This is a genomic window from Anaeromassilibacillus sp. An200 (assembly GCF_002160025.1).
GTDB classification, from domain to species: Bacteria; Bacillota; Clostridia; order Oscillospirales; family Acutalibacteraceae; genus Caccousia; species Caccousia stercoris.
This window is the reverse complement of sequence record NZ_NFJU01000017.1, coordinates 41,147-63,353: the sequence shown is the minus strand read 5'-3', so window position 1 is coordinate 63,353 and position 22,207 is coordinate 41,147. Positions and strand designations below refer to the sequence as shown.

Sequence of the window (22,207 nt, the reverse complement as noted above, 5' to 3'; positions counted from 1 at the left end):
GGTTTTCTTTTTTCAAAAAGTTCCTGTGTGTGGGGATGCAAAAGCCCTCCTGTGAATGGGTTCACAGGAGGGCTGATCTTTATGTTTCAGCAGACAAACCGTTCAGCAGCTGCCCTTGGTCATGAGGCGACATGCCGGACCAATGTAATAATGCGAATGACAAACAGAATGCCGACGCCGTACATGATGGGGGAGATATCCTTTGCCTTGCCGGTGAGCAGCTTGAGGATAACCCAGGCCAGCATACCAAACATAATGCCGTTGGCGATCGAATAGGTGAAGGGCATCATGAAGATGGCGAGGAACGCGCCGATTGCGTCCGCGATATCGCCGTCAAACTTGACCTTCAAAACGCTGGTCATCATCAGCAGGCCGACAAAAATCAGAGCCGGAGCAGTGGCGAAGCCCTGAATCGCGGTGAAGATGGGATACAGCGGGATGGCAACGAGGAAGAGCACGCCAGCGACAACCGCCGTCAGACCGGTGCGGCCGCCCTCGGAAACACCGGCGGAGGACTCCACAAAGCTGGTGACAGTGGAGGTGCCGAGGCAGGCACCCGCCACAGTGCCGATAGCGTCAGCCATCAGGGCCTTGCCAGCACGGGGCAGCTTGCCGTCCTTGTCGAGCAGATTGCCCTTTGCGGCAACGCCGACGAGGGTGCCGACCGTATCAAACAGATCGACAAACAGGAAGGCAAACACAATGATGATAAAGTTCATGAAGTTTTCCGTAACATAGCCGAAATCAAACTGGAAGAAGGTCGGAGCCAGGGACGGGAAGGGGGTGTAATTGGAGAAGGAGGGGATGTTGGAGAACACGCCGGCCTCCACATTGACCTGATACCAGCCGCCCAGTTCGGCGACAATGCCAAGCACCCAGGTGACAAGGATGCTGATCAGGATCGCGCCCTTGACGCGGAAATGATGCAGGACGCCAAGAACGATCAGGCCAATAAAAGCGAGAATCACTGTTGGGGAAGCAAAATCACCCAGGCCAACAAGCGTGGAGGAATTGGAAACCACAATACCCGCGCCCTTGCAGCCAATCAGGGTGATGAACAGGCCGATACCAGCGGTGATGGCGTATTTGAGATTTGCCGGAATGCCATTGACAATCTTCTCACGGAACTTGAAACTGGAGAGGACAATGAAAATGAGACCCTCCACCAGAACTGCCGTCAGAGCGATTTTCCAGGCGTTTTCACCCAGTCCCATGCTGAGGCAGACAGTGTAAGTGAAGTAAGCGTTCAGGCCCATACCAGAGGCGAGAGCCACCGGGTAATTGGCGAGAAAGCCCATGATGAAGGTCGCGAGAGCGGCGGAGAGCGCCGTGGCGACGAACACCGCGTTCTGATCCATGCCCGTTTCCTTGAGCATGCTCGGGTTGACCGCGAGAATGTAGGCCATCGCCAGAAAAGTGGTGATACCAGCGATCACTTCCGTTTTGACGTTGGTTCCATGGCCCGCGAGATCGAAGAAATCCTTCTTCCCCAGGGCGGAACCGTTTTTGTTCCCTGCCATGTGATCCATTCCTCCTGTAAATGAAAATAAGTCCGGACAACCGCATAGGCCGGACGTTTGATGATAAAAATATTATACGCATTTGCCTGGGAGAAAGCAATCACCTATTTCCACAAAGTTTTCATTTTTAAGAAACAGATTATTCATATTTTCTGTGCAATTCCACAGAATAGCGTCGGAAAGACCCAAATTCTGCATGGAAAGAAAAGGATCCTGCATACAGGTGAAGGATAGGGGAATACTGAACGCAAAATGGATGGGGGCGACTGATGTGATCACACGAATCGGGAAACGAACCCTGCGGTTTGGCCGCGGGCCGTGGGCGGCAAGCTGGGCAGCTTCGGTGGGAAAAAAAGAAAAGGAAGGGCCGTTGGGGGCCCTGTTTGATCAGTGTCATGAGGACACTACGCTTGGGCTGGAAAGCTGGGAGCAGGCGGAAAGCCGGCTTCAGTCGGAGGCGGCTCAGCTTGCCCTGCGCAAGGCGGGCATGGAGCGGGAGGCAATCGACTGCGTCTTTGCCGGGGATCTGCTGAACCAGTGCGCCGCGTCCGTCTTTGGCCTGCGTGAGCTGGATATCCCGTTTCTCGGGCAGTATGGCGCGTGCTCGACCATGGCGCAGACGCTGGGGATGGCCGCTGTATTTGTGGAGGCAGGCGCGGCGCGGCGGGCTTTGGCGGTCACCTCCTCCCACTTCTGTTCAGCGGAGCGGCAGTTCCGTCTGCCTTTGGAGTATGGAGGCCAGCGCACACCGACCGCCCAGTGGACGGCTACCGCTTCCGGGGCTGTAATTGTTTCCCGGGAACCTCCGTCGGGTGTGGAACGCGCTGTGGTAGTGCGGGAAGCCACATTCGGCAGGATGCGGGATCTGGGGATCAAGGATGCGGCGAATATGGGGGCCGCCATGGCCCCCGCGGCATGGGAGACGCTGCTGGATTATTTTACGGATACGGCATCCGCCCCAAGCGATTTTGATCTGATCCTGACCGGCGATCTGGGAGCGGTGGGCAGTGATCTCCTGCGGGAACTGGCTCTGCGGGATGGCTTTGACATTGCCGCCGTGCACAATGACGGCGGACTGATGCTGTATGACCGCCAGCGGCAGGATGTTCACGCCGGGGCCTCGGGCTGCGGCTGTTCGGCCGCTGTGCTGTGCTCGGTGGTGCTCGGCGATCTTCTGGCGGGACGCATGCAGGATGTCCTGTTTGTCGGCACGGGGGCGCTGATGTCTCTCACCACCAGCCAGCAGGGGGAAAGTATTCCAGGTGTGGCGCATCTGATTCATCTGCGCTCCGTCCCTGTGCATTCCCATACAGATACAGGGGCAGCAGGGCGCTGAAAAAGAAAACGGCATTCGCTCGGATCGGTACCGCCGTCCGGGGAATGCCGTTTTTTGGATTGTATCAGCCGGCGTTTGTCTGCCGGGAATGTGAAAAGGCCGGATTAGGCCAGGAATTTTGCAACAGGAGAGATGTCAAGCCCTTCGCAGGTAAGCAGATATTCATGAAGCTGCTCCACCATTTTGCGCACACCGCCCTCAGAATCACTCTCAATGTTAAGCGGCATAATGGGATCGTGCACACTCAAACGGAGCAGGAACCAGCCGTCGCCGTTTTCCTTGCCGAAGGAGACACGGATTCCTTCCCGGTTATCCGGAGCGATGGCCCAGCCGTGCTTTTCCGCCCACTGCTCCAGTCCTGCGATGACCGCTTCGCCGCAGGCGCGGAAGTCGGACGCGGTGATTGGCAGGCGCAGCTCCGTGGCCTCGACCGGCTCGCGAAGGCCTTCGAGCAGCGTTTCCAGATTTTTTCCCTCACGGCGCAGGACGGCCATTTTGATGATGATCTTGGTAACGAGGTATGCGCCGTCGTCAAGGAAGTAATTCTCCCGCAGAGCGGCATGGCCGGAGGTCTCAATCGCCAGCGGGCAGTTCACCCCCTCGTTGTTCAGGCGGATCGCCTCGTTGATGACATTGCGGTAGCCGCGTTTGAAGCGGTGATGGTGGCCGCCGAGCGTATCCTCAATGTATTCCTTCAAACCGCTGGAGGTGATGGAGTCCGTCACGATGGTGCCGCCCTCGTTGCCCTCAAGCGCGATGGCGCTGGCCACAGCGACAAGACGATTGCGGTTGAGCTCGTCCCCCTTTGCATCGACAGCGCCGCCGCGATCCACATCGGTGTCAAAGATCACGCCCAGGTCGGCCTTGGCACGGATGGTGGCAAGACGGACCGAATCCATCGCAGCCGCGTTTTCGGGGTTCGGGATATGGTTCGGAAACATGCCGTCCGGCTCCAGGAACTGGCTGCCGGAAATATCCGCGCCCAGCGGGGCAAGCACATCCGTGGCGTAAAAGCCGCCCGCGCCGTTGCCTGCGTCCACCACGATGTGGAAGCCGGCGAGAGGATGCTCATAGTCCTCGGCGTTGACGCCCTGCTTGATTTTATCGCGCAGAATCTCGCTGTAGCGGGACATATAATCCACCATCTCCGCGACGCCCTTTCCATAAGCAGGTGCCTTGTTCTCCGCGGCATAGGCGAGGATTTCGTCGATGTCAGAGCCGTCCAGGCCGCCCTCTTTGGTGAAGAATTTCAAGCCGTTGCGGTAATACGGGTGGTGGCTGGCGGTGATCTGGATGGAACCGTCGCAGTCCCAGTCCACGGTGATCATGAACATGCTGGGGGTAGACGCGAGCCCGCACACCAGCACACGAACACCCGCGGAGAGCAGCGCGTCCACGACAGCCTTCTGAATGCGGTCGGCGGAAATGCGGGAATCATGGCCGACAGCGACTGTCAGCTCGGAAGCGGGTTTGCCTGTCTTGTTTGAAAGCCAGAGCAGATAGCCCGCCGCCATCCGGCGCACCGCGGAGCCGGTGAGGTTAACCTCCTGCCCCGGCACTCCCTCTGTCGCGACGCCCCGGATGTCCGTGCCGCTCTTGAATTGTTTCCAGTCGATCTCCAACATAGCGGATGATACCTCCATCTGAATTTCCCGCACAGCGGGAATCAATATATGACTTCCGGATATACTAATCCTTATTATACGGCAAAAAAGCGGCTTTGTAAATCAGAATGGAAAAATTCGGGAGGGGTGCGGGAATGGATGAAGTAATCAGCCTGCGGGAGGTTTCCAAGGTATACCGGCGGGAGGAGGGAGAGGTGCATGCGCTTGATCATGTGTCACTGGCCGTGCGGCGCGGGGAGTTCCTTGCGGTGGTGGGCAGCAGCGGCTCGGGAAAGACAACGCTCATGAATCTGATGGGCTGCCTCGACACGCCGACAGAGGGGGTCTGCCGGTTTGAGGGAGAGGATGTTTCCCAGCTCAGCGAGCAGCGTCTGGCAGAAATCCGCAACAGAAGGATCGGCTTTGTTTTCCAGGGCTTCAACCTGATCGGCGGCCTGACGGCACAGGAAAATGTGGAGCTGCCGCTGGCTTACCGGGGGGTCCCGGCTCCTGTGCGGCGCACGCTCGCGCAGGAGGCGCTGGCGCTCGTGGGGCTCGGGGATCGCACGGGGCATCTGCCGGGCCAGCTGTCGGGCGGACAGCAGCAGCGGGTTGCCGTAGCCCGGGCAATCGCCGCAAAACCACCCATCCTTCTCGCGGATGAGCCTACCGGAAATCTGGATCCCGAGTCCGGACGCGCCGTTATGAAAATCCTGCGGACACTGAACCGGGAGGGGCGCACGCTGGTGCTGATCACGCATGATATGGCGCTTGCGGCTTTGGCGCAGAGACGTGTGCGCATCCGGGGCGGGAAGCTGTGGGGGGAGGAGGAACAGCACGAATTTGCGGATTCTCAGGAGGGAATCTTTGGCGGTTTTCGCCCGAGCGATTTGGTTGACAATCCTTTGGCGGATGATATAATAAAACGGTAGGAATGATATTCCAACCCGCTCCGCTCAAACCGGGCGGGGAATCACAGCAGCAAAGGAGGACACAAGAATGCCTGCAAATCTGTTGGAACTGCACGATGTGGATGTCCCCGAATTCCTCAAGACACTCGATTCCTGTCAGGGCGACGTGTTTCTGGTGACCCGCGAGGGAGATCGCCTGAACCTCAAGAGCAAGCTTTGCCAGCTTGTCGGCCTGACGAAGCTGATCGAGGGTGGCAAGATTGCCGAGGCCTTCATTGAATGTTCAAACAAGGAGGACGAATCCCTGCTCTTCCGCTTTAATCTGTACGGAGATAAGGATCCGCGCAAGGCCTGAGCAGAAAGGTTCCATTCCGGGAAGCTTCGGCATCCTTTTGGCGTGTCGCCGGGAGGGTGCCTTTCTTTTTTTGATTTTGGGATCGGCGGAGATTCGGGCGCTCTTTCGCGCCGCGCGGATCGGCCGCCGGGCATGAAGGGAGAAAGCGAATGGCAAAGGGAAGGCGGTATGCGCCCCGCAAAAAGAAAAAACAGCCTTTTTGGATCTCAGCGGTGGTGCTGCTTGCGGCGGCGCTTCTTGCGGGCGCACGGCAGCTGGGGCTCAGCTGGGAGGATCTTCCGGTGGTGGGAAGCCCCGCATCGTCCACCGTTCAGGCTGTGCCGGAGGGCACGCTGGAAGTGGTATATTTTGACGTCGGCCAGGCAGACAGCGAACTGATCCGCTTGCCGGGCGGGCAAAATATCCTGATTGACGCGGGAACGTCCGCCACGCAGGAGGCGCTGGTGGGGGAGCTGCGTTCCCTTGGGGTGGAGACGCTGGATCTGGTGGTTGCCACACATCCGCATGCCGATCATATCGGCGGTATGGCGGAGGTCATCGATCAGCTCGATGTGCGTCAGGTGGTGATGCCCCGTGTCGCGGAGAGTGAAACGCCCACCACCAAAACCTATGAAAATCTGCTGCAAAGCATCGCGAATGAGGGGCTTTCCATCACCCCCGCCGGGCCGGGCGCGGAGCTTTGGAATCAAAACGGCGCGGTGCTGACCGTCCTGGGGCCGAACGGAAGCGGGTACGGAAACCTGAACAACTATTCCGTTGTCCTGCGCCTCACCTTTGGAGAGGACAGCTTCCTGTTTACCGGAGACGCGGAGACGGAGAGCGAGGAGGAAATGCTGGCCAGGGGATACGATCTTTCCGCTACCGTCCTCAAATGCGGCCATCACGGCAGCGAAACCTCCACGTCGCAGGCGTTCCTCGATGCGGTTTCTCCCCAGTACGCCGTGATCAGCTGCGGCGTGGACAATGATTACGGCCACCCGGACGCCGTGACGCTGGACAAGCTTTCCGCCGCGGGGGTGGAAGTATTCCGCACAGATTTGCAGGGGACCATCACTGCTGTCACAAGCGGTTCGGGCGTCACCATAGCCGCACAGGGAAAACAGGGAACATAATAGGCAAGGGCAAAGAAAAGCAGCCCGCCGGAAAGGCTTTCACAAGCGATTCCGGCGGGCTGCTTTTTCGATTTTTACAGGCGGGACAAAAGCTCCCGCAAAGAGCGGATTTCCCATGTGGGAGCAGGAGAGGGAACGGGACGCCCGGCGGGATTGAACCAGCACGCGTCAAGGCCGAAGCCCTGCGCGCCCTTCACGTCCGACGTGGGCGAGTCCCCGATGACAAGCGTCTTTTCCGGCGCGAAGTTTTCGACGGCGTGGGAAACCAGCTCAAAAAATTCGCGCTTCGGCTTCTGCACACCCATCTCCTCGGAGATGAACAGATCGGAAAAATACTGCTCCAGCCCGGATTCGCGCATCCGCCTGCGCTGGACGTGGGACACGCCGTTGGTGACGACATACATGCGGTAGCGCCCGGAAAGAGCGGCGCAGACTTCTTCGGCTGCATCGATGGTGAAATGTTCCGCGGACAGCGCGTCGAGATATTCGCGGTTGAACGCAGCGCCGTCCCCCTCTATGGAGAACTCCCGAAACAGCTGCTCAAAGCGCGTCATGTGTATCACGGGCTTGAGGATCCGATCCTGCTCATAATCGCGCCAAAGCTGGGAGTTGATTTCCCGGTAGCGCAGAAGGGTTTCCTCCGAATAGGGGTATCCGTGGCGGGCGAAGATTTTCTCCATGGCGGCATGCTCGGCACGGTCGAAGTCAAGCAGCGTGCCGTCCACGTCAAAGAGAAGGATTTCATAGCGCTTTTCCATGAAGAGGCCTCCGAATCACATGTTCTTGTATTTGCGCACCTTGCGGAGCTTTTTCTTTTTGCGGTTGTAAATCAGCGCGAGAATCACATACACAAACAGAAGGAAAAGGATGATTCCCACGATGGTGAGGAACCAGGACGAGGTGACGATATCCTTCACCGTGCTTGCGCTCTTGAGCAGCTCACTGCGTTCCACACTCTCCCCGGCGACCAGGTTCAGGGTGGCGAGCGTCTGATCGGCATAGCTGTAAGTGACGGTGCCGATCACATCCCCTTTCTTGACGGGCGCTTCAATGTACTCGGGAATATCGGGCGTAGCCAGGATACTGCTCGAGGAAATGTCGTCCGGCAGGATGGTGGTGTAGCTTTCCTGCGGGACCAGCAGAAGCGTGTCCTTGTTCCAGGCGAAGCGCAGCTCGATTTCCGTTACCGCGTCGTCCGCGTCCGCGATGGTGCGGAAGCCAAGATTGTCGAACGCCCAGTTGTAGAGGTTGATGGAATCGGAGCACTCCCCGTGTGCGGTAATGCGGTTGCCGTTTTCGTCCACGCTCGGCGCGCCGAGGGCAACGCACAGATAGCTCAGGCCGTTCTTCTTGGCGGTCGATACCAGGCAGTAGCCTGCCTGATCGTGCGAGCCGGTTTTGATTCCCTGCGCGTACTGGTAATAATACTGCGGATCGAGCGTTTTGTGGATCAGCCGGTTGGTCGTGACCAGAAGGCGCTTTTCATCGGCGGCAGGACCGCCGGCCGGTTTGTAGTAGATATTGGTGGTGTTGGTGATGTCCATGAATTCAGGCAGCATCATGGCGTACTGGGTGATGACGGCCAGATCCCGCGCGGTGGTGTAATGCTCGTCGTCGTGCAGGCCATGCGGGTTGGTGAAGTGCGTATTTGTGCATCCCAGCTCAGCGGCCTTCTCGTTCATCATGTCAACGAATTTCTGTACGTCGCCGCCCCCCACAAAATCGGCGAGAGCCAGCGCGGCGTCATTGCCTGAGGGGATCATCATGCAGCGCAGAAGCTGGGAGACGGTCAGCACGTCCCCCACCTGGATGCCGGACAGGGAGCTGCCTGTCCCCAGCAGCTCGTCGCGGATTTTTTCGGAGATGGTAACGGTGGTGTTCTCCGGATCCTCCACGTTTTCATAGACCACAATGTATGTCATAATCTTTGTGGTGGACGCGGGCTCCCGGTGCTTGTCCGGGTTTTTCTCGTACACCACGGTGCCGGTGTCCAGATTCACCAGCTGGATGGCGTCGCAGGCTGTGTCAAAATCAATCTGGAAGGAGGCCGCGAACGCTCCCTGTGGGAGCAGCAGCCAGACCGTCAACAGGACGGAGAGAAAGCACACGATTTTTTTTTTCATGGAACTTTTTCCTCCACTATGTTATAATAATCCGGAAACGCACAGATGGTGTCCGTGCGTACAAAATGCCGAAGAGGTGGGCAATTCTAGTATAACAGGATTCGCAGGATTGTGTAAACCTGCAAATGAAAAGAATTTGTGAACCCATGGGCGCACATTTTGTCAAAGCATGAGTTTTCCACACGATTCTACAGATGGTGTGGAAAACTCAGTGGAAAACGTGGAAAATTGTATATTCATTTCATTTATAACAAGTTGTATAGCGGGACGGACAAAAGCCCCGCGGGGATGCAAAGGGGGACGATCCGTTTGATTTACATCACGGGAGACATTCATGGGGACAAGCGCCGGTTTGAGGACGCGAAGCGACTGCGCTCCGGCGATACGCTGCTGATCTGCGGCGATTTCGGTTTTCTCTGGGATGGGGGAGTGGCTGAGGAGCGTTTCCTCAAAAAGCTGGGAAAGAAAAAGTATGCCATTGCGTTTGTGGACGGCGCGCATGAGAATTTTGAGCTGCTGAACCGCTGCGAGGAAGGCGAATGGAACGGCGGACGCGTCCATTGCCTGGGTGGAAATATCTATCATCTGATGCGCGGCGAGGTGTATACCATTGAGGGAAAGACTTTCTTTGCCTTCGGCGGAGGGGAGACGCGCGAGCGGCAGATCTATCAGGATGCCGGAAAATGGTGGAAGGAGGAATTCCCCACCCTGGAGGAGATGAAGAACGGCGCGGCACGGCTGCAGGCCCACGGCAAACGGGTGGATTACATCGTGACGCACTGGCCCGCCCCCCGCATGGCCGGGAACCACGGCGATCGCAACGCGCTTGACGCCTATTTTGATACGCTGGCGCGTGAGATCGAGTATAAGCGCTGGTATTTCGGGTATCTGCACAGCGACAGAAAACGGACGGCAAAGAATTTTTCCGTTTTTCAGGAGATTCTTCCCGTGGAATAACGGGGACAGCAGAACAGCAGACGGCGGGACGGGCGCGGTATGTGTGCCGTCCCGCGTTTTGGATCAGGAGGGTTTATGAAGCTGGTACATACGGCGGACTGGCATTTGGGAAAGTATTTGTATGGGCGTTCCCTTTTGTCGGATCAGGAATATTTTGTGCGGGAGCAATTCCTTCCGTTTCTGCGGGAGGAGCGCCCCGATCTGGTGATCCTTGCCGGAGATGTGTTCGATCGGGCCATCGCCCCGTCCGGGGCGCTGCGGCTGTTTGATTCCTTCCTTTCCGGGGTGAGCGCGCTCGGCATTCCTCTGGCCGTGATCGCAGGGAACCACGATGGGCCGGATCGCATGGCAATCGGCGGCGCGCTGCTGCGCAAAAGCGGTATCTATCTGGCCGCCCGGCCGGAGGAGGTGCTGTGTCCCGTGGAGCTGACGTGCGGCGATCGGCCGGTGCGCCTGTTCCTTTTGCCCTATGGTGAGCCGGCGGAGATCCGGGCGCTGCTTGGAAATGAGGAGCTGCGCACCTTCCAGGAGGCATACGCCGCCCTGCTGGAGCGCGCCGCCGCCCTGGCCGCGCCGGATCGCCTGAATCTGCTGGCCGCGCATTGCTTTGCCGCGGGAAGCGTCACCTCCGCGTCGGAAAGCCCTGTGTATGTCGGCGGGACGGGGGAAGTGTCCACCGCCTGCTTTGCGCCGTTTTCCTATACAGCTCTGGGACATCTGCACGCACCCCAGCGGGCGGGAGAGCACGGGCGCTACGCCGGATCCCCGCTGAAATATTCGTTTGACGAGGCGAACCAGGAAAAGAGCGTCACCGTGGTGGAGTTTGACGGTGAGGAGCCGCGTATCTCCTTCCGATCCTTTCCGCCTCTGCGGGATCTGCGTGTGCTGACAGGGAGCTTTGAGGAATTGCTGGCACGCGCGAAGGCGGAGCCATGTGAAGATTATCTGCTGTGTGAGCTGACGGATAATGGGCCGGTTTATCTGCCCGCCGAACAGCTGCGCCCCTATTGGCCGAACCTGCTTGGCCTGTCCAGCCGCTGGCTGGCGGGAGCCGGGGAGGGGAGCGAGGACGGTCTGCGCGAGCAGCTCCGGCACAATGGGACGGACGCGTCCGCCGTTCTGCGGGAATTTCTCACGCAGATCTGCGGGTATGAGCCGGACGCAAACGATGAGGAGCTGTTCCTGACGGCTCTGCGGGGAGAGGAGGAGGAAGAAGCATGAAAGCAGAAGAATTGCAGCTCCAGGCATTCGGATCCTACCGCCGCCTGACCCGGATAGACTTCCGGGAGCTGGGGGAAAACCCCTTGTTTCTTATCACCGGATCGACCGGCGGGGGAAAGACGACGCTCCTTGACGCCATGTGTTTTGCCCTGTACTGCCGTGCGACCGGCGGGCGGCGCAGCTGGGGCAGCATGCGCTGCATGGAAGCCCCGGATGAGGAGGAAACGTTTGTGGAATTCACCTTCTCCCTCGGCCGCGAGCGGTACCGGTTCCGCCGCTCCCGCACCTACTACAAAGGGAGAGGGACCGGGGAGCGGAAGGTGCGGGAGGAGCATGCCGCGTACCGGTGGGATGGGGAAGGCTGGGAACTTCTCGTCAGCGGCGCGGAAAGCCGCGTGCGGGAAAAGGCGGAGGAGCTTCTGGGCCTGACATGCGAACAGTTTTCCCAGGTGGTCGTGCTGCCGCAGGGAGATTTCCTGCGCCTGCTGCTGGCCAATTCCAGGGAGAAAGCCGCCATGTTTCAGACGCTGTTCGGCGCGAAGCGCTGGGAACGTGTGTCCCGCCGTTTGCGGGAGCTGGCGGCCGCGAAAAAGGCGCAGGCGGATCGCCTGACGGCGGAGCGTGCTTCCCTTCTGGCCCGGGAGGAGGCGGAGACGCCGGAGCAGCTTTCCGAGAAGCTGGCCTCGTTTGAGGAAGAGGGGAAAGTGCTGGCGGGAGAAGCCGGAAAGCTGGAGAAGGAACTGGGACGTGCCACGGAGGCCTGGAACGCGGCCTCTCTGCTGGAGCGTCAGTTCCAGCTTGCGGCAGAGCTGGCGCAGCGTGCCGGGACATTGGAGAAAAAGCGTCCCGCCATGGAGCAGGCGCAGGCCCGCTTGACGCTGTGCCGCCGCGCATCGGCGTTTGCGCCGCACCTGCGCTCGCTGCAAGCGGCGGAGAAGGATCAGGCGGAGAACGGAAAAAGGCTGTCCCGTGAGATTACCACCCTGCGCGAGGAAGCGGAACGCCGCACTCGCGAGGAGCAGGATCTGCGCCGGAAACAGGAGGAAGCCGAAGCACGCTGCCGCAAGGGAGAAGAGTTTATCAAAGGGCTCAGCGGAGAAGCGGCCCGCCTGGCTCCGCTGACACAGCGTGTGCAGGAACTGACGCGCCGCAGCGCCGCCTCCGCGCTGGCTTCCGTTCTGCGCGAAGGGCAGCCGTGCCCGGTGTGCGGTTCTGTCCATCACCCGGCCCCGGCCGCGCCGTCTCCGGAGCTGGAACAGGCGCAGGCCGCGCTGGAACAGGCGCGCGCCGCCGCCGCGAAGCAGACAGCCGCTCAGCAGCGCCTGGAGCAGCGCAGGCGGGAGCAGAAGGAAGCTGCCTCCGCTCTGGAACAGTGCCGCGCGGCTCTGGCCGCGTGTGAAGCGCGCCGCGCTGCCGCGCAGGCTGCGTGGGAGGAGTCACAGGCCGCGCTGGCCCGCACGGCGGAGAGCCGCCGGCAGGCGGAGGAGGAATTCCGTGCCGCTCTGCCGCAGGAGGGAAAGGAGATCCCGCTTTCCGAACTGCTGCTTTCGCCGGATCAGCTGGAAGCGCGGGAACGGGAGATTCAGCAGTACCAGGCTGCCGTGGCGTCCTGCGAGGAGCAGAGAAAGCGCGCCGCCGCCGAGATTGCGGGGAAGGAGCGCCCCCATATGCAGGAAGCGCGGGCCGCGCTGGACGCGGCCCGCGCACGCAGGGAGGAAGCCGTCCGCCGCGCGGCGGCCCTGGCCCAGCGGCTGGAAAGCGGAAAGCAGTCTCTCAAGGCTCTCCGTGAACTGGAGGAGACCGCCGCGTCCGCCGCGCGTGACTATGAGCGAACGGAGCGTTTGGGTGCGCTGCTTTCCGGGAAAAACGCACGCCGGATTCCGCTCCAGCAGTTTGTTCTCGGCATCATGCTCGACGATATCCTGTCCGCGGCAAATCTGTTTTTCAGCCAGTTCAGCACAGGCCGGTATGCCCTGCGCCGTGTGCGGGAAGCAGGAGGGGGCCATGCGCTGGCGGGGTTGGATCTGGAAGTGCTGGATGCACAGTGCGGGTCTGCCCGCGCCGTGGAAACGCTGTCGGGAGGAGAGCTGTTCCTGGCTTCCCTTTCGCTGGCGTTCGGCTTGTCCAGCGTTGTGCAGGCCGTGTCGGGGAGCGTGCGTCTGGATTCTATCTTCATTGATGAGGGCTTTGGCACGCTCGATCAGGAGACGCTTGACACCGCGATGCGGGCTCTTTCCCAGGTGCAGGGGGCGGGCCGGACGGTGGGGGTGATCTCCCACGTCAGCGAGCTGCGCACGCGGATCCTTCGGCAGATCCGCGTTTCCCGTCTCCCGGACGGTTCCAGCACTGCTTCAGTGTTTGCCTGAAAAAAGCATAGAAAAACGAAAACCGGCCTTGCGGCCGGTTTTCGTTTTTTGGGGAGGAGTTGTATTGAAAAGGTGTGGCAGCGCCTGCCACAGAACGTATAAGCTTTGTTTGGAGGTCTTTCCCTCTTGTCTGCTATTAGTATAATACGGTTTTGCGAGGGTGTCAACCAAAGTCGGCCTCCTTTTCGCAAAATCTATTTCTTGGATAAAACGCGAAAATCCAACGGAAGAAATTAGGACAAAGTGCTAAAAATATTCGAAGTTATTGAGAAAGGTCAAACCTCAGCTTCCTGTGTTGACGGAGAAGCGGATACCGGCAGGCAGAAGGTAATCATGGTGCTCTGGTTCTGGATGCTGTTGATTTTCAGCGCGGATGTTTCCCCATAGGTTAGAATCAGGCGTTCATTGACGTTCTTCAGGCCGTAGCCGGAGGAGTCCGTGGAGGTGAGCGTGGGCAGCTTTTCCGGAGGGATTCCCACGCCGTTGTCCATCACGGTGAAATGGATGGCTTCCTCCACACGGCGGATGGTGAGGAAAAGACAGCCGCCGCCCTCCTGGCGCGGGAGAAGTCCATGGACGATGGAGTTTTCCACCAACGGCTGAAGCAGAAGGTTCGGCACGGTGATATCCGGCAGAATCGGGTCGATCTGTGTAATCACCTGGAATCTCCCGTCATGCAGCAGATGCTGGATCTCAAGGTAGGACATGACGTTGCGGATCTCATCCTGCAGCGCGATCTGCGAACGCCCCTTATTCAGCGTGGTGCGGTAAAAGGTGGACATGAGCTGGGACATCTGGCTGATATCATCCTGATGGGAAAGCAGCGCGCGGCTGTTGATCAGGGACAGGCAGTTATAGAGAAAATGGGGGTTAATCTGTGCCTGGAGGGCCTTGAGCTGCGCTTCCTTGAGGGTGATGGTTTTCTGGTAATTGTCCTGAATCAGTGTCTGGATTTTGTCCGCCATGGTCTGAAAATTGTTGGTGAGCACGCCGATTTCATCCTCGCAGTCGTCGTGCAGGCGGACGCTGAAATCTCCCGTCTGTACCACCTGCATGGTGCGGTTGACCTGGTCGATCCGCCTTGTGGAAAAGTCCGCGAACAGGCGGCTGAGAAAAAGGATCAGAAACAGGCACACGGCCATAATCCCCACCATGACAAGAAGAACCTGGGCGGCGGACTGTACGATCAGATATAGGGGCTTTTCCAGAAGAATGCTCCAGCCGTCCTCTTCCGCAGAGAGGCTGGTAAGCGGTGTGCCGGACAGAAACCCTGCTATTTTTGGATCCGTATAGTCGAAAAAGACGGTATCTCCATTGGAGATCCGCAGATGACAGTCGGATAGGCTGTCCAGAAAATAAAAAAAGGTATCGCCGGGGATGGTCATTGCCACACAGTTTTGGGAATATGCCTTGACGTATTTGGTATACGGTTCCGGGACAAGGCAGATCAACACCATCGCGCCGTCCTCCCGGATAAACCATTGAGGCTCCGCTGTCAAATCTTCCGCATCCGCGGTGAACCATGGCTCCTGCTCCAGATCGGAAAGCGTTCGGAGCTGCTTGCCATGGCGCAGCTCTTCCCGGCCGGTGTAGAGCGTGATCTGTTCAATCTCCGGATGCTGTGTGGTCAGATTGTTCAGAAAGACGTCGAAGGTATAGGAAAATTGCGCGTATTTATCGTATACCGTATCGTAGGTGCGGGACGCGGTGGAAATCACTGCGTCGGAATCCGCGGCGTTCTGCACCAAATTTCCGTACAGCTCAATCTGAAAGCTGAGAGAGTCGGAGGCCGTGCTGAGTGTTTCGCGCAGGGCGGTATCCTCCTGCCGCAGCAGACTGGAGGTCATCTGAGAAACGCAGAACACGGTTGTGATGGAGAGAGGAAGAATACTGACGGTCAGGCAGGTCAGTAAAAGCTTTCGTTTGTAGCTGAGATTCTGCACGCGCCGGATCAGCTTTTGGAGGCGCTCAGGCATGCGCGGCCTCCTGCCGGTAGCGGTCGGGGGAGGTTCCGAAGTATTCCCGGAAACTCTGGCAGAAATAGGAGTAGTTTGGATATCCCGTTTCCGTGCCAATGTCTATCACCTTCTTTGTGGTATTCCGCAAAAGCTCGCTGGCCTTTTCCATGCGGAACTGCCGGATGTACTGATACAGGCTCTTTCCCATCGCCTTTTTGAAGATGCGGCTGAGGTAATCGGGGGAGAGAAAAACGGTGGAGGCCAAAAGTTCCACGGAAAGCTCCTGCCCGTAGTGCTGATGGATGTAGTCAAGCACGATCACCAGCTCACGCCGCAGTCCGCGTGTGCTTTCCACGAAGGTTCCCGCCACCTTGCGCGCGAGTTCCTGCACCATATCAATGATCTGGGAGATGTCCTGCTGCAAATACAGGGCGGAAATCAGCTCATCCATGGTTTTTCCGCCGCACAGCAGGAAACGCCGCAGGTATCCTGCACACACCGGCAGATCCGCGCACCGAGCTCATGAGCGTCCTCCTGCTCGTCCCCTTTCAGAAAAATCAGCGCCTGCGGGGAAAGGTTCAGAGGTACGAACTCCTGTCCAAGCGTGCCGCGCAGGCCGTCGCACAGGCGGGAATAGCCTTTTTCCAGAAAGGCGCCCGGAAAATTCAGAAGCACCATGCGGCGGAAGCTTTGCAGCTGTGTGCGCAGATCGTCGCTCAGGGATGCGGGATCCATGCTGCCGTAAACAGAAAGCTGCAAAGCGGACTGGAGCATGGAAGCCTGATACATGCGGCTGGCGCTTCGTTCTTCTGTGATCTGTTCGATCACGGCATTGAGCGTATTTTCCAATTCCTGCGGCACCACGGGTTTGAGAATATAATTTTCCACGCCCAGATGCATGGCGGCTTTGGCATATTCAAACTCCGCGTAGTTGCTGAAAATAATGACGCGGGTTTCGGGGTAGAGCGCACAGGCTTCACGAAGAAATTCCAGACCGCCCATGACGGGCATCTGGACGTCGGAGAGGATCACATCTGCCGTCCATTCCTCCAAAATCCGCAGGGCGTCCACGCCGTTCTCGGCTTCCCGAACCTCAAAGGGAAGCCGAGCGTTTTGGATCAGGTACAGCAGACAGTCGCGCTCGTTTTTTTCATCGTCCACCATCAGAAGGCGAAACATCGCCCATCCCTCCTTTCGGCCGGTCAAATTCAGATTATGACTTTATTATAGCGGAAATGTGAAGATAAAGTAAACGGAATATTGATATGTTTGTCGGAAATTTGATGTTTTCTATTTTTGAAAAAACAGATATTCTATATATAGAACGAAACACAACGGACAGGAAGCCGTGTGGGCTCCTGTGAAAACAGTACAAGGAGGCAATCCATATGAAAGGAAAAGCAAGGAGAGCAGCAGCGCTTTTGCTGTCGGTGCTTATGATTTCCTCACTGGCCTCCTGCTCGCAGGAGCAGGATTTCACGGCTGGGATGAGCGAGGAAGAGAAGGCTGCGTGGGAAGCCGCCGCCAACGATCCCTATGGCAAATATCCTGAGCTTGTTACTTATACCACGGGCTACAACCTGACCAACCAGGGCTCCGATGTTCTGGCGGGAACCCCCTATGAGAACGATACAACGGAGAACAATGCCTACACCCGTTATCTCAAGGAGCTTCTCAACGTTCAGAACGAAAACTCCTTCGAGGCTGTTTCCGGTTCGGATTATGATCAGAAGGTTTCCATGGCGATTGCCAGCTCCACCATCCCGGACATTATGCATGTTGCGGACTATGCCACGCTGGTCGAGCTGGTGGAAAGCGATCTCATTGAGGACCTGACGGATGTATACAACAATCTTGCCTGCGATACCGTGAAGGCCGCTTATGAGAGCTACGGCGAGGAAAACAATCCGCTCAACACCGTAACCTTTGACGGCAAGATCATGGCAATTCCCAAGACCCAGCTCAGCGACGGCCAGGATTTCCTTTGGCTGCGCAAGGACTGGCTCGACAAGCTTGGACTGGATGAGCCCTCCACCATCGAGGATATGGAGAAAATCATGAAGGCCTTCATCGAGGAGGATCCCGACGGCGACGGCCAGGATGACACCATCGGCATGGTGATGCTCAGCGAGGTGTATGGCGGCTATCCGAACAACACCTTCGGCATTGATAATGTCTTTACCGCGTTTGGCGCATATCCCGGCGTCTGGATCGACAAGGACGGCAAGGCTGTGTACGGCTCCGTGCAGGAGGAAATGAAGGAACCTCTCCAGCTTCTCAACCGCTGGTACAACGAGGGCCTGATCGACAAGGAGTTTGCCACCCGCACCAACGATGATATTGTCGGCCTGATTTCCACCGGCCAGTGCGGCGCGTTCATCGGCCCGTGGTGGGCGCCCTTCAACCAGGCGCAGACCTCTACTTATGCTTCCGACGATGCCGAGTGGATCAACGTTTCCTGCCCGGTGGGAAGCGACGGCAAGCTTAATGCCATCAGCACCAAGAGCTACGCGGGATTTGTTGTGGTCCGCAAGGGCTACGAGCATCCTGAGCTCGCGATGAAGATTGTCAATGTCAACTCTGAGTATTCTAAGCAGGATAAGTCCGAAGCCGCGCAGGAGGTCAAGGAGAACCAGACGCTGGCTTATTTCAACTGGCCCCTGTACTGTGAAGTGCAGCCCGGCAACAACGCGGAGATCATGACCCAGCATGTGCTCGATGTGATGGACGGAAAGGCTGAGGCCGATTCTCTCACCACCGAGGAGCAGAGCTATTATGAATCCGCCGTGCGTTATCTTGAGGCGGAAGAAGCCGGAAACAAAGCCGATGCCGCGGATTATTCGCAGTATATGTCCCGTATCGTTTCCATGCAGCGCATGATTGACGAGCCTGCCAACTTCCTGGTGCCTTCCTTCTTTGAGACGACCGATTCGATGAGCACCCTGTGGGCGTCTCTCGAGAAGATGGAGATGGAAACCGTTCTGAAGATCATCACCGGTGAACAGGATATCTCCTCGTTTGATTCCTTCGTGGAGACCTGGACGAGCAGCGGCGGTGACAAGATCACCGAGGAAGTCAACGAAGCGATCGGCGGCTGAGCCGGACGCGATACCAAACGGTAAAAAACGCGCCTCCAAAGCAGAAGCAAACCCTGTTTTGGAGGCTGTTTTCCCGAAGGAGGGTATTATGTCGACTGGAAAATTAAAGACGGCGAGCGTGCGCCGCAGTCAGAAAAAAGAGCGTCTCACCTTTCATTTGATGCTCCTGCCCGGAATGATTGTGCTCCTGATCTTTGTGTTCGTCCCGCTGCTGGGCTCCGTTATGGCGTTCCAGGACTACAAGGTGGGCTTGGGATTTTTCCGTTCTCCGTGGGTGGGGCTTGAAAATTTCCGCATCATCTTTACGTTCCGCGACAGCGTGCAGGTGTTCTGGAACACGCTGATCATCGCTTTCGGCAAGCTGGTTCTCAACGCGATTGTGCCTGTTATCTTCTCCATCCTGCTCAATGAGCTTGGCGGCAAGATTTTCAAGCGCACCTTCCAGACCATTGTGTATCTGCCTCATTTTCTTTCTTGGGTGGTTCTCGCCACAGTTGTGACCAATATGTTCTCGCTGGATGGCCCGATCAATGCTTTCCTTGGCCTGTTCGGTGTGGATGGGATCCAGTTCCTGGCGGACAACAGCTGGTTCCGCACCGTGATCATCGGCACCGATGTGTGGAAGGAATTCGGCTATAACTCCGTTATCTACCTGGCTGCCCTGCTTTCGATCGATCCCGGCCTGTATGAGGCGGCCTCCATCGACGGTGCCAGCCGTTTCAAGCAGATCCTTCACATCACGCTGCCGTCCCTGATGCCCACCGTCGTTCTCATGGTGGCCCTGAGCCTTGGCAACATCCTCAACGCAGGTTTTGATCAGGTGTTCAATCTGTATAACCCCATTGTCTATGAGACGGGCGATATCATTGATACTTATGTGTACCGTATCGGTATGGTCGAACGCCAGTACAGCATCGGCGCGGCCGTTGGCCTGTTCAAATCCATCATCAGCTTTGTTCTTATCCTGGGATCCAACCGCTTGGCCAAGAGACTGACGGGCAGCGGAATCTTTTAAGAAGGGCGGCGAAGTGAATTATGGTTAAAAAGGTTACCGTTGGCACAAAAATCTGCCAGGCGCTGATCTGGCTGGTCGTGATTCTCATGACACTGAGCTGCCTTCTCCCGCTGGTCAACATGGTCGCCATCTCCCTGAGCAGCAGCAACGCCGTAGCTTCCAACCAAGTAGGCCTGCTGCCGGTGGAGCCGACATTGAGCACGTATCAGAAGCTTCTCAACGACACACAGTTCTGGGCTTCCTTCTGGATTTCCGTGCAGCGCGTTGTGCTTGGTTTGATCATCAATATGTTCTTTGTCATCACCATGGCGTACCCGCTTTCCAAGAGCCGCCTGCGTTTTCCCGCCCGTGAGGTTTACATCAAGATTGTTATTTTCGCGATGCTTTTCTCCGGCGGTATCATTCCGCTGTTCATGGTGGTCAGCCAGCTCAAAATGATCAATACCATCTGGGCTCTTGTTCTGCCGAGCGCCGTGCCGGTCTTTAACGTAATCCTGATGGTGAATTTCTTCAAGGGCGTTCCCGTATCGCTGGACGAAGCAGCCAGCATTGACGGCGCTTCTCCGCTGACGGTTCTCATCAAGATTTATCTGCCGGTTTCCCTGCCGGCTCTGGCCACTGTGGCCCTGTTTTCCATTGTGTATCATTGGAACGATTATTTCTCCGGTCTGCTTTACATGAACAAGGCTACCCTGTATCCGCTGCCGACTTACATCCAGCAGCTGACGGTGGATATCACCCAGGTGACCGACGCGGAGCAGCTCAAGCAGCTTGCGACCATGAGCAACCGCGCTTTCAACGCTACCAAGATTGTGGTTTCCACAATCCCGCTGCTTCTGATTTATCCGTTCCTGCAAAAGTACTTTGTTTCCGGCATCGTGATTGGCGCTGTCAAGGAATAAGAAGGAACGATTTTCTCTGCTTACATGACCATTCCGAAATTCGTTTCGGAAAGATGCTTCCCGTTTTTTGCATTCCTGTGGAAAGGACGGACCACCAGCTTTCGCCGGTGGTCCGTCCTTTTGTCATCTTATTATATTAGATATACGTCAGCCGATATTCGGCAGAGAGTCGAAACCGGGCTGCAAGTCTGCGTCGGTGGGAATGTAATCCGACATGGTGTGCTCCAGATAGGAGGTGTAGGCTGTCATATCAAAATAGCCGGTACCGGTCAGGCCGAAGAGAATAACCTTTTTCTCTCCGCTTTCGCGGCAGCGGATGGCCTCGTCGATGGCTCCGCGGATGGCGTGGGAGCTTTCCGGCGCGGGCAGGATGGTTTCGAGGCGGGCAAAGAGTGTTGCGGCCTCAAACACCTTGGTTTGCTCCACGGAACGGGCCTCGTCCAGATAGCCGTCGTGGTAGAGTTTGGAGAGGATTGGGCTCATGCCGTGATAGCGCAGGCCGCCCGCATGGTTCGCGGAGGGAATGAAACCGCTGCCGAGCGTGTACATCCGGGCCAGTGGCGTGACCTTGCCGGTGTCGCAAAAATCGTAGGCATAGCGTCCCCGGGTGAGGGAGGGGCAGGAGGCAGGCTCCACAGCGATGAAATGCGGATTCGCGTGGCCGAGCAGCTTATCCTGCATGAAGGGAGCGATCAAACCGCCAAGATTCGAGCCGCCGCCCGCGCAGCCAATGACGATATCCGGGTATTCCCCGATGATCTCCATCGCCTTTTTGCATTCCAGGCCGATGATGGACTGATGCAGCAGAACCTGGTTGAGCACACTGCCGAGCACATAACGGCAGTCCGGCGTGGTGGTTGCCTTTTCAATGGCTTCAGAGATCGCGCAGCCAAGGCTGCCCGTTGTCTCCGGATCGTTCGCGAGAATCGCGCGGCCCACGCGCGTGGTGTCGCTGGGGCTGGCTACCACATTCGCGCCGAAGGTCTGCATCACGGCCTTGCGGTACGGCTTTTGATTGTACGAGCCTTTCACCATGAAAACATCGAGGTGCAGGCCGAAATAGGAGCAGGCTTCAGCCAGAGCCGTGCCCCACTGTCCCGCGCCCGTCTCGGTTGTCAGGCTCTTGAGACCTTGTTCCTTGGCGTAGTAGGCCTGCGCGACGGCGGAATTGAGCTTGTGGCTGCCGGAGGTGTTGCTGCCCTCAAATTTGTAATAGATGTGCGCCGGAGTATCGAGATACTTTTCCAGATGATACGCGCGGCACAGAGGGGAGGGGCGGTAGGTTTTATAAATATCAAGCACCGGCTCGGGAATATCAAAATAGCGCGTCTCGCAGTCCGTCTCCTGCCGGGCCAGCTCTTTGCAGAAGATTGGATAAAGCTCTTCCGTCTTGATGGGCTGGAGTGTGGCGGGGTTGAGAAGGGGATCCGGCTGCTCCTTCATGTCGGCGCGCAGGTTGTACCATTGCTTCGGCATCTGGTCCTCGGTGAGAATCAGTCGATGGGGAATCTTTGTCATAACAATCGGCTCCTTTTCAAAATCAATTTGATGGAGATCCGGGCCGGGGAATAAAAAACGGCCCTTGCCCCTTGTTCAAAGGGACAAGAGCCGGTAGACTCCTGCGGTACCACCCAGATTGCGGCTATGCCGCCACTTGCTCCGCACGCCATCACGCACGCTTCCTTGGTAACGGGTGAAGTTCCCGTCAGCGGCTACTCAGGGACAACCC

General features: G+C 57.6%; 18 protein-coding genes. 10 read left to right on the top strand and 8 right to left on the bottom strand.

Annotation, left to right across the window (positions count from 1 at the left end; translation table 11 throughout):
- Positions 1 to 119: 119 nt before the first annotated feature.
- A complete protein-coding gene (locus tag B5F35_RS10005; RefSeq protein ID WP_087240516.1) occupies positions 120 to 1,520 on the bottom strand; it encodes an NCS2 family permease in 1,401 nt (466 codons plus the stop codon).
- 271 nt (positions 1,521 to 1,791) lie between these two features.
- On the opposite strand from B5F35_RS10005, the gene B5F35_RS10000 reads away from it, so the two are divergent.
- Complete coding sequence (locus tag B5F35_RS10000) at positions 1,792 to 2,856, top strand: stage V sporulation protein AD (RefSeq protein WP_242969472.1); 1,065 nt, start codon at positions 1,792 to 1,794, stop codon at positions 2,854 to 2,856.
- A 104-nt stretch (positions 2,857 to 2,960) separates the two neighbouring features.
- On the opposite strand, the gene B5F35_RS09995 is transcribed toward B5F35_RS10000, so the two are convergent.
- Positions 2,961 to 4,481 carry a phosphohexomutase domain-containing protein gene (locus tag B5F35_RS09995; RefSeq protein ID WP_087240552.1) on the bottom strand — a complete coding sequence of 507 codons (1,521 nt, stop codon included), beginning with the start codon at positions 4,479 to 4,481 and terminating at the stop codon, positions 2,961 to 2,963.
- A gap of 134 nt (positions 4,482 to 4,615) precedes the next feature.
- Here B5F35_RS09995 and B5F35_RS09990 point away from each other — a divergent pair, with 134 nt between their 5' ends.
- The 3 genes from B5F35_RS09990 to B5F35_RS09980 all read left to right on the top strand — a co-directional run bounded on the left by B5F35_RS09990 (position 4,616) and on the right by B5F35_RS09980 (position 6,838).
- Positions 4,616 to 5,392, top strand: coding sequence for an ABC transporter ATP-binding protein (locus B5F35_RS09990; protein WP_087240512.1), 777 nt, complete (start codon positions 4,616 to 4,618; stop codon positions 5,390 to 5,392).
- 67 nt (positions 5,393 to 5,459) lie between these two features.
- Positions 5,460 to 5,726 (top strand): hypothetical protein, encoded by a 267-nt coding sequence (locus B5F35_RS09985; protein WP_087240510.1) that lies wholly within the window; start codon positions 5,460 to 5,462, stop codon positions 5,724 to 5,726.
- 149 nt (positions 5,727 to 5,875) lie between these two features.
- The gene (locus B5F35_RS09980; RefSeq protein WP_087240508.1) at positions 5,876 to 6,838 is read left to right on the top strand and encodes a ComEC/Rec2 family competence protein; all 963 of its coding nucleotides are present in this window, start codon (positions 5,876 to 5,878) and stop codon (positions 6,836 to 6,838) included.
- A gap of 74 nt (positions 6,839 to 6,912) precedes the next feature.
- Here B5F35_RS09980 and B5F35_RS09975 read toward each other — a convergent pair whose 3' ends face one another.
- The gene (locus tag B5F35_RS09975) at positions 6,913 to 7,596 is read right to left on the bottom strand and encodes a YjjG family noncanonical pyrimidine nucleotidase (RefSeq protein WP_087240506.1); all 684 of its coding nucleotides are present in this window, start codon (positions 7,594 to 7,596) and stop codon (positions 6,913 to 6,915) included.
- A gap of 15 nt (positions 7,597 to 7,611) precedes the next feature.
- Positions 7,612 to 8,961 (bottom strand): D-alanyl-D-alanine carboxypeptidase family protein, encoded by a 1,350-nt coding sequence (locus B5F35_RS09970; RefSeq protein ID WP_087240504.1) that lies wholly within the window; start codon positions 8,959 to 8,961, stop codon positions 7,612 to 7,614.
- A gap of 309 nt (positions 8,962 to 9,270) precedes the next feature.
- Between B5F35_RS09970 and B5F35_RS09965 the strand changes: the two genes are divergently transcribed.
- The 3 genes from B5F35_RS09965 (at position 9,271) to B5F35_RS09955 (ending at position 13,505) form a co-directional block, all read left to right on the top strand.
- Positions 9,271 to 9,918: a metallophosphoesterase family protein gene (locus tag B5F35_RS09965; protein WP_242969471.1), complete on the top strand. Its 648-nt coding sequence runs from the start codon at positions 9,271 to 9,273 to the stop codon at positions 9,916 to 9,918.
- A gap of 75 nt (positions 9,919 to 9,993) precedes the next feature.
- Positions 9,994 to 11,139, top strand: coding sequence for an exonuclease SbcCD subunit D (locus tag B5F35_RS09960; protein WP_162611397.1), 1,146 nt, complete (start codon positions 9,994 to 9,996; stop codon positions 11,137 to 11,139).
- The gene (locus B5F35_RS09955) at positions 11,136 to 13,505 is read left to right on the top strand and encodes an AAA family ATPase (RefSeq protein ID WP_087240500.1); all 2,370 of its coding nucleotides are present in this window, start codon (positions 11,136 to 11,138) and stop codon (positions 13,503 to 13,505) included. The genes B5F35_RS09960 and B5F35_RS09955 overlap by 4 nt, the downstream gene beginning before the upstream one ends.
- 275 nt (positions 13,506 to 13,780) lie before the next feature.
- On the opposite strand, the gene B5F35_RS09950 is transcribed toward B5F35_RS09955, so the two are convergent.
- Genes B5F35_RS09950 through B5F35_RS09940 form a run of 3 tightly spaced genes read right to left on the bottom strand, consistent with a single transcriptional unit; the run spans position 13,781 to position 16,642 of the window.
- Positions 13,781 to 15,481, bottom strand: coding sequence for a sensor histidine kinase (locus B5F35_RS09950; RefSeq protein WP_087240498.1), 1,701 nt, complete (start codon positions 15,479 to 15,481; stop codon positions 13,781 to 13,783).
- Positions 15,474 to 15,914 (bottom strand): helix-turn-helix transcriptional regulator, encoded by a 441-nt coding sequence (locus tag B5F35_RS09945; protein WP_087240548.1) that lies wholly within the window; start codon positions 15,912 to 15,914, stop codon positions 15,474 to 15,476. Before B5F35_RS09945 ends, B5F35_RS09950 begins: the two co-directional genes overlap by 8 nt.
- Positions 15,902 to 16,642 (bottom strand): response regulator, encoded by a 741-nt coding sequence (locus B5F35_RS09940; RefSeq protein ID WP_087240496.1) that lies wholly within the window; start codon positions 16,640 to 16,642, stop codon positions 15,902 to 15,904. Before B5F35_RS09940 ends, B5F35_RS09945 begins: the two co-directional genes overlap by 13 nt.
- A gap of 209 nt (positions 16,643 to 16,851) precedes the next feature.
- Between B5F35_RS09940 and B5F35_RS09935 the strand changes: the two genes are divergently transcribed.
- The 3 genes from B5F35_RS09935 to B5F35_RS09925 all read left to right on the top strand — a co-directional run bounded on the left by B5F35_RS09935 (position 16,852) and on the right by B5F35_RS09925 (position 20,478).
- Positions 16,852 to 18,561 (top strand): extracellular solute-binding protein, encoded by a 1,710-nt coding sequence (locus tag B5F35_RS09935; RefSeq protein ID WP_087240494.1) that lies wholly within the window; start codon positions 16,852 to 16,854, stop codon positions 18,559 to 18,561.
- Positions 18,562 to 18,649: 88 nt separating this feature from the next.
- Positions 18,650 to 19,576: an ABC transporter permease gene (locus tag B5F35_RS09930; protein WP_206424037.1), complete on the top strand. Its 927-nt coding sequence runs from the start codon at positions 18,650 to 18,652 to the stop codon at positions 19,574 to 19,576.
- Positions 19,577 to 19,596: 20 nt separating this feature from the next.
- Entirely contained in the window at positions 19,597 to 20,478 is an 882-nt protein-coding gene (locus B5F35_RS09925) for a carbohydrate ABC transporter permease (RefSeq protein WP_087240492.1), read from the top strand.
- A 147-nt stretch (positions 20,479 to 20,625) separates the two neighbouring features.
- Here the strand turns inward: B5F35_RS09925 and B5F35_RS09920 are convergent, their stop codons facing one another.
- Positions 20,626 to 21,996 (bottom strand): TrpB-like pyridoxal phosphate-dependent enzyme, encoded by a 1,371-nt coding sequence (locus tag B5F35_RS09920; protein WP_087240490.1) that lies wholly within the window; start codon positions 21,994 to 21,996, stop codon positions 20,626 to 20,628.
- Positions 21,997 to 22,207: the final 211 nt, after the last annotated feature.

What these genes read in the sequence shown, in the direction of transcription:
- B5F35_RS09955 (WP_087240500.1), top strand. Translation starts at nt 11,136, where the DNA reads ATGAAAGCAGAAGAATTGCAGCTCCAGGCATTCGGATCCTACCGCCGC.
- B5F35_RS10005 (WP_087240516.1), bottom strand. Translation starts at nt 1,520, where the DNA reads ATGGCAGGGAACAAAAACGGTTCCGCCCTGGGGAAGAAGGATTTCTTC.
- B5F35_RS09925 (WP_087240492.1), top strand. Translation starts at nt 19,597, where the DNA reads ATGGTTAAAAAGGTTACCGTTGGCACAAAAATCTGCCAGGCGCTGATC.
- B5F35_RS09940 (WP_087240496.1), bottom strand. Translation starts at nt 16,642, where the DNA reads ATGTTTCGCCTTCTGATGGTGGACGATGAAAAAAACGAGCGCGACTGT.
- B5F35_RS09975 (WP_087240506.1), bottom strand. Translation starts at nt 7,596, where the DNA reads ATGGAAAAGCGCTATGAAATCCTTCTCTTTGACGTGGACGGCACGCTG.
- B5F35_RS09945 (WP_087240548.1), bottom strand. Translation starts at nt 15,914, where the DNA reads ATGGATGAGCTGATTTCCGCCCTGTATTTGCAGCAGGACATCTCCCAG.
- B5F35_RS09935 (WP_087240494.1), top strand. Translation starts at nt 16,852, where the DNA reads ATGAAAGGAAAAGCAAGGAGAGCAGCAGCGCTTTTGCTGTCGGTGCTT.
- B5F35_RS09990 (WP_087240512.1), top strand. Translation starts at nt 4,616, where the DNA reads ATGGATGAAGTAATCAGCCTGCGGGAGGTTTCCAAGGTATACCGGCGG.
- B5F35_RS09985 (WP_087240510.1), top strand. Translation starts at nt 5,460, where the DNA reads ATGCCTGCAAATCTGTTGGAACTGCACGATGTGGATGTCCCCGAATTC.
- B5F35_RS09930 (WP_206424037.1), top strand. Translation starts at nt 18,650, where the DNA reads ATGTCGACTGGAAAATTAAAGACGGCGAGCGTGCGCCGCAGTCAGAAA.
- B5F35_RS09970 (WP_087240504.1), bottom strand. Translation starts at nt 8,961, where the DNA reads ATGAAAAAAAAAATCGTGTGCTTTCTCTCCGTCCTGTTGACGGTCTGG.
- B5F35_RS09950 (WP_087240498.1), bottom strand. Translation starts at nt 15,481, where the DNA reads ATGCCTGAGCGCCTCCAAAAGCTGATCCGGCGCGTGCAGAATCTCAGC.
- B5F35_RS09995 (WP_087240552.1), bottom strand. Translation starts at nt 4,481, where the DNA reads ATGTTGGAGATCGACTGGAAACAATTCAAGAGCGGCACGGACATCCGG.
- B5F35_RS09920 (WP_087240490.1), bottom strand. Translation starts at nt 21,996, where the DNA reads ATGACAAAGATTCCCCATCGACTGATTCTCACCGAGGACCAGATGCCG.
- B5F35_RS09980 (WP_087240508.1), top strand. Translation starts at nt 5,876, where the DNA reads ATGGCAAAGGGAAGGCGGTATGCGCCCCGCAAAAAGAAAAAACAGCCT.
- B5F35_RS09960 (WP_162611397.1), top strand. Translation starts at nt 9,994, where the DNA reads ATGAAGCTGGTACATACGGCGGACTGGCATTTGGGAAAGTATTTGTAT.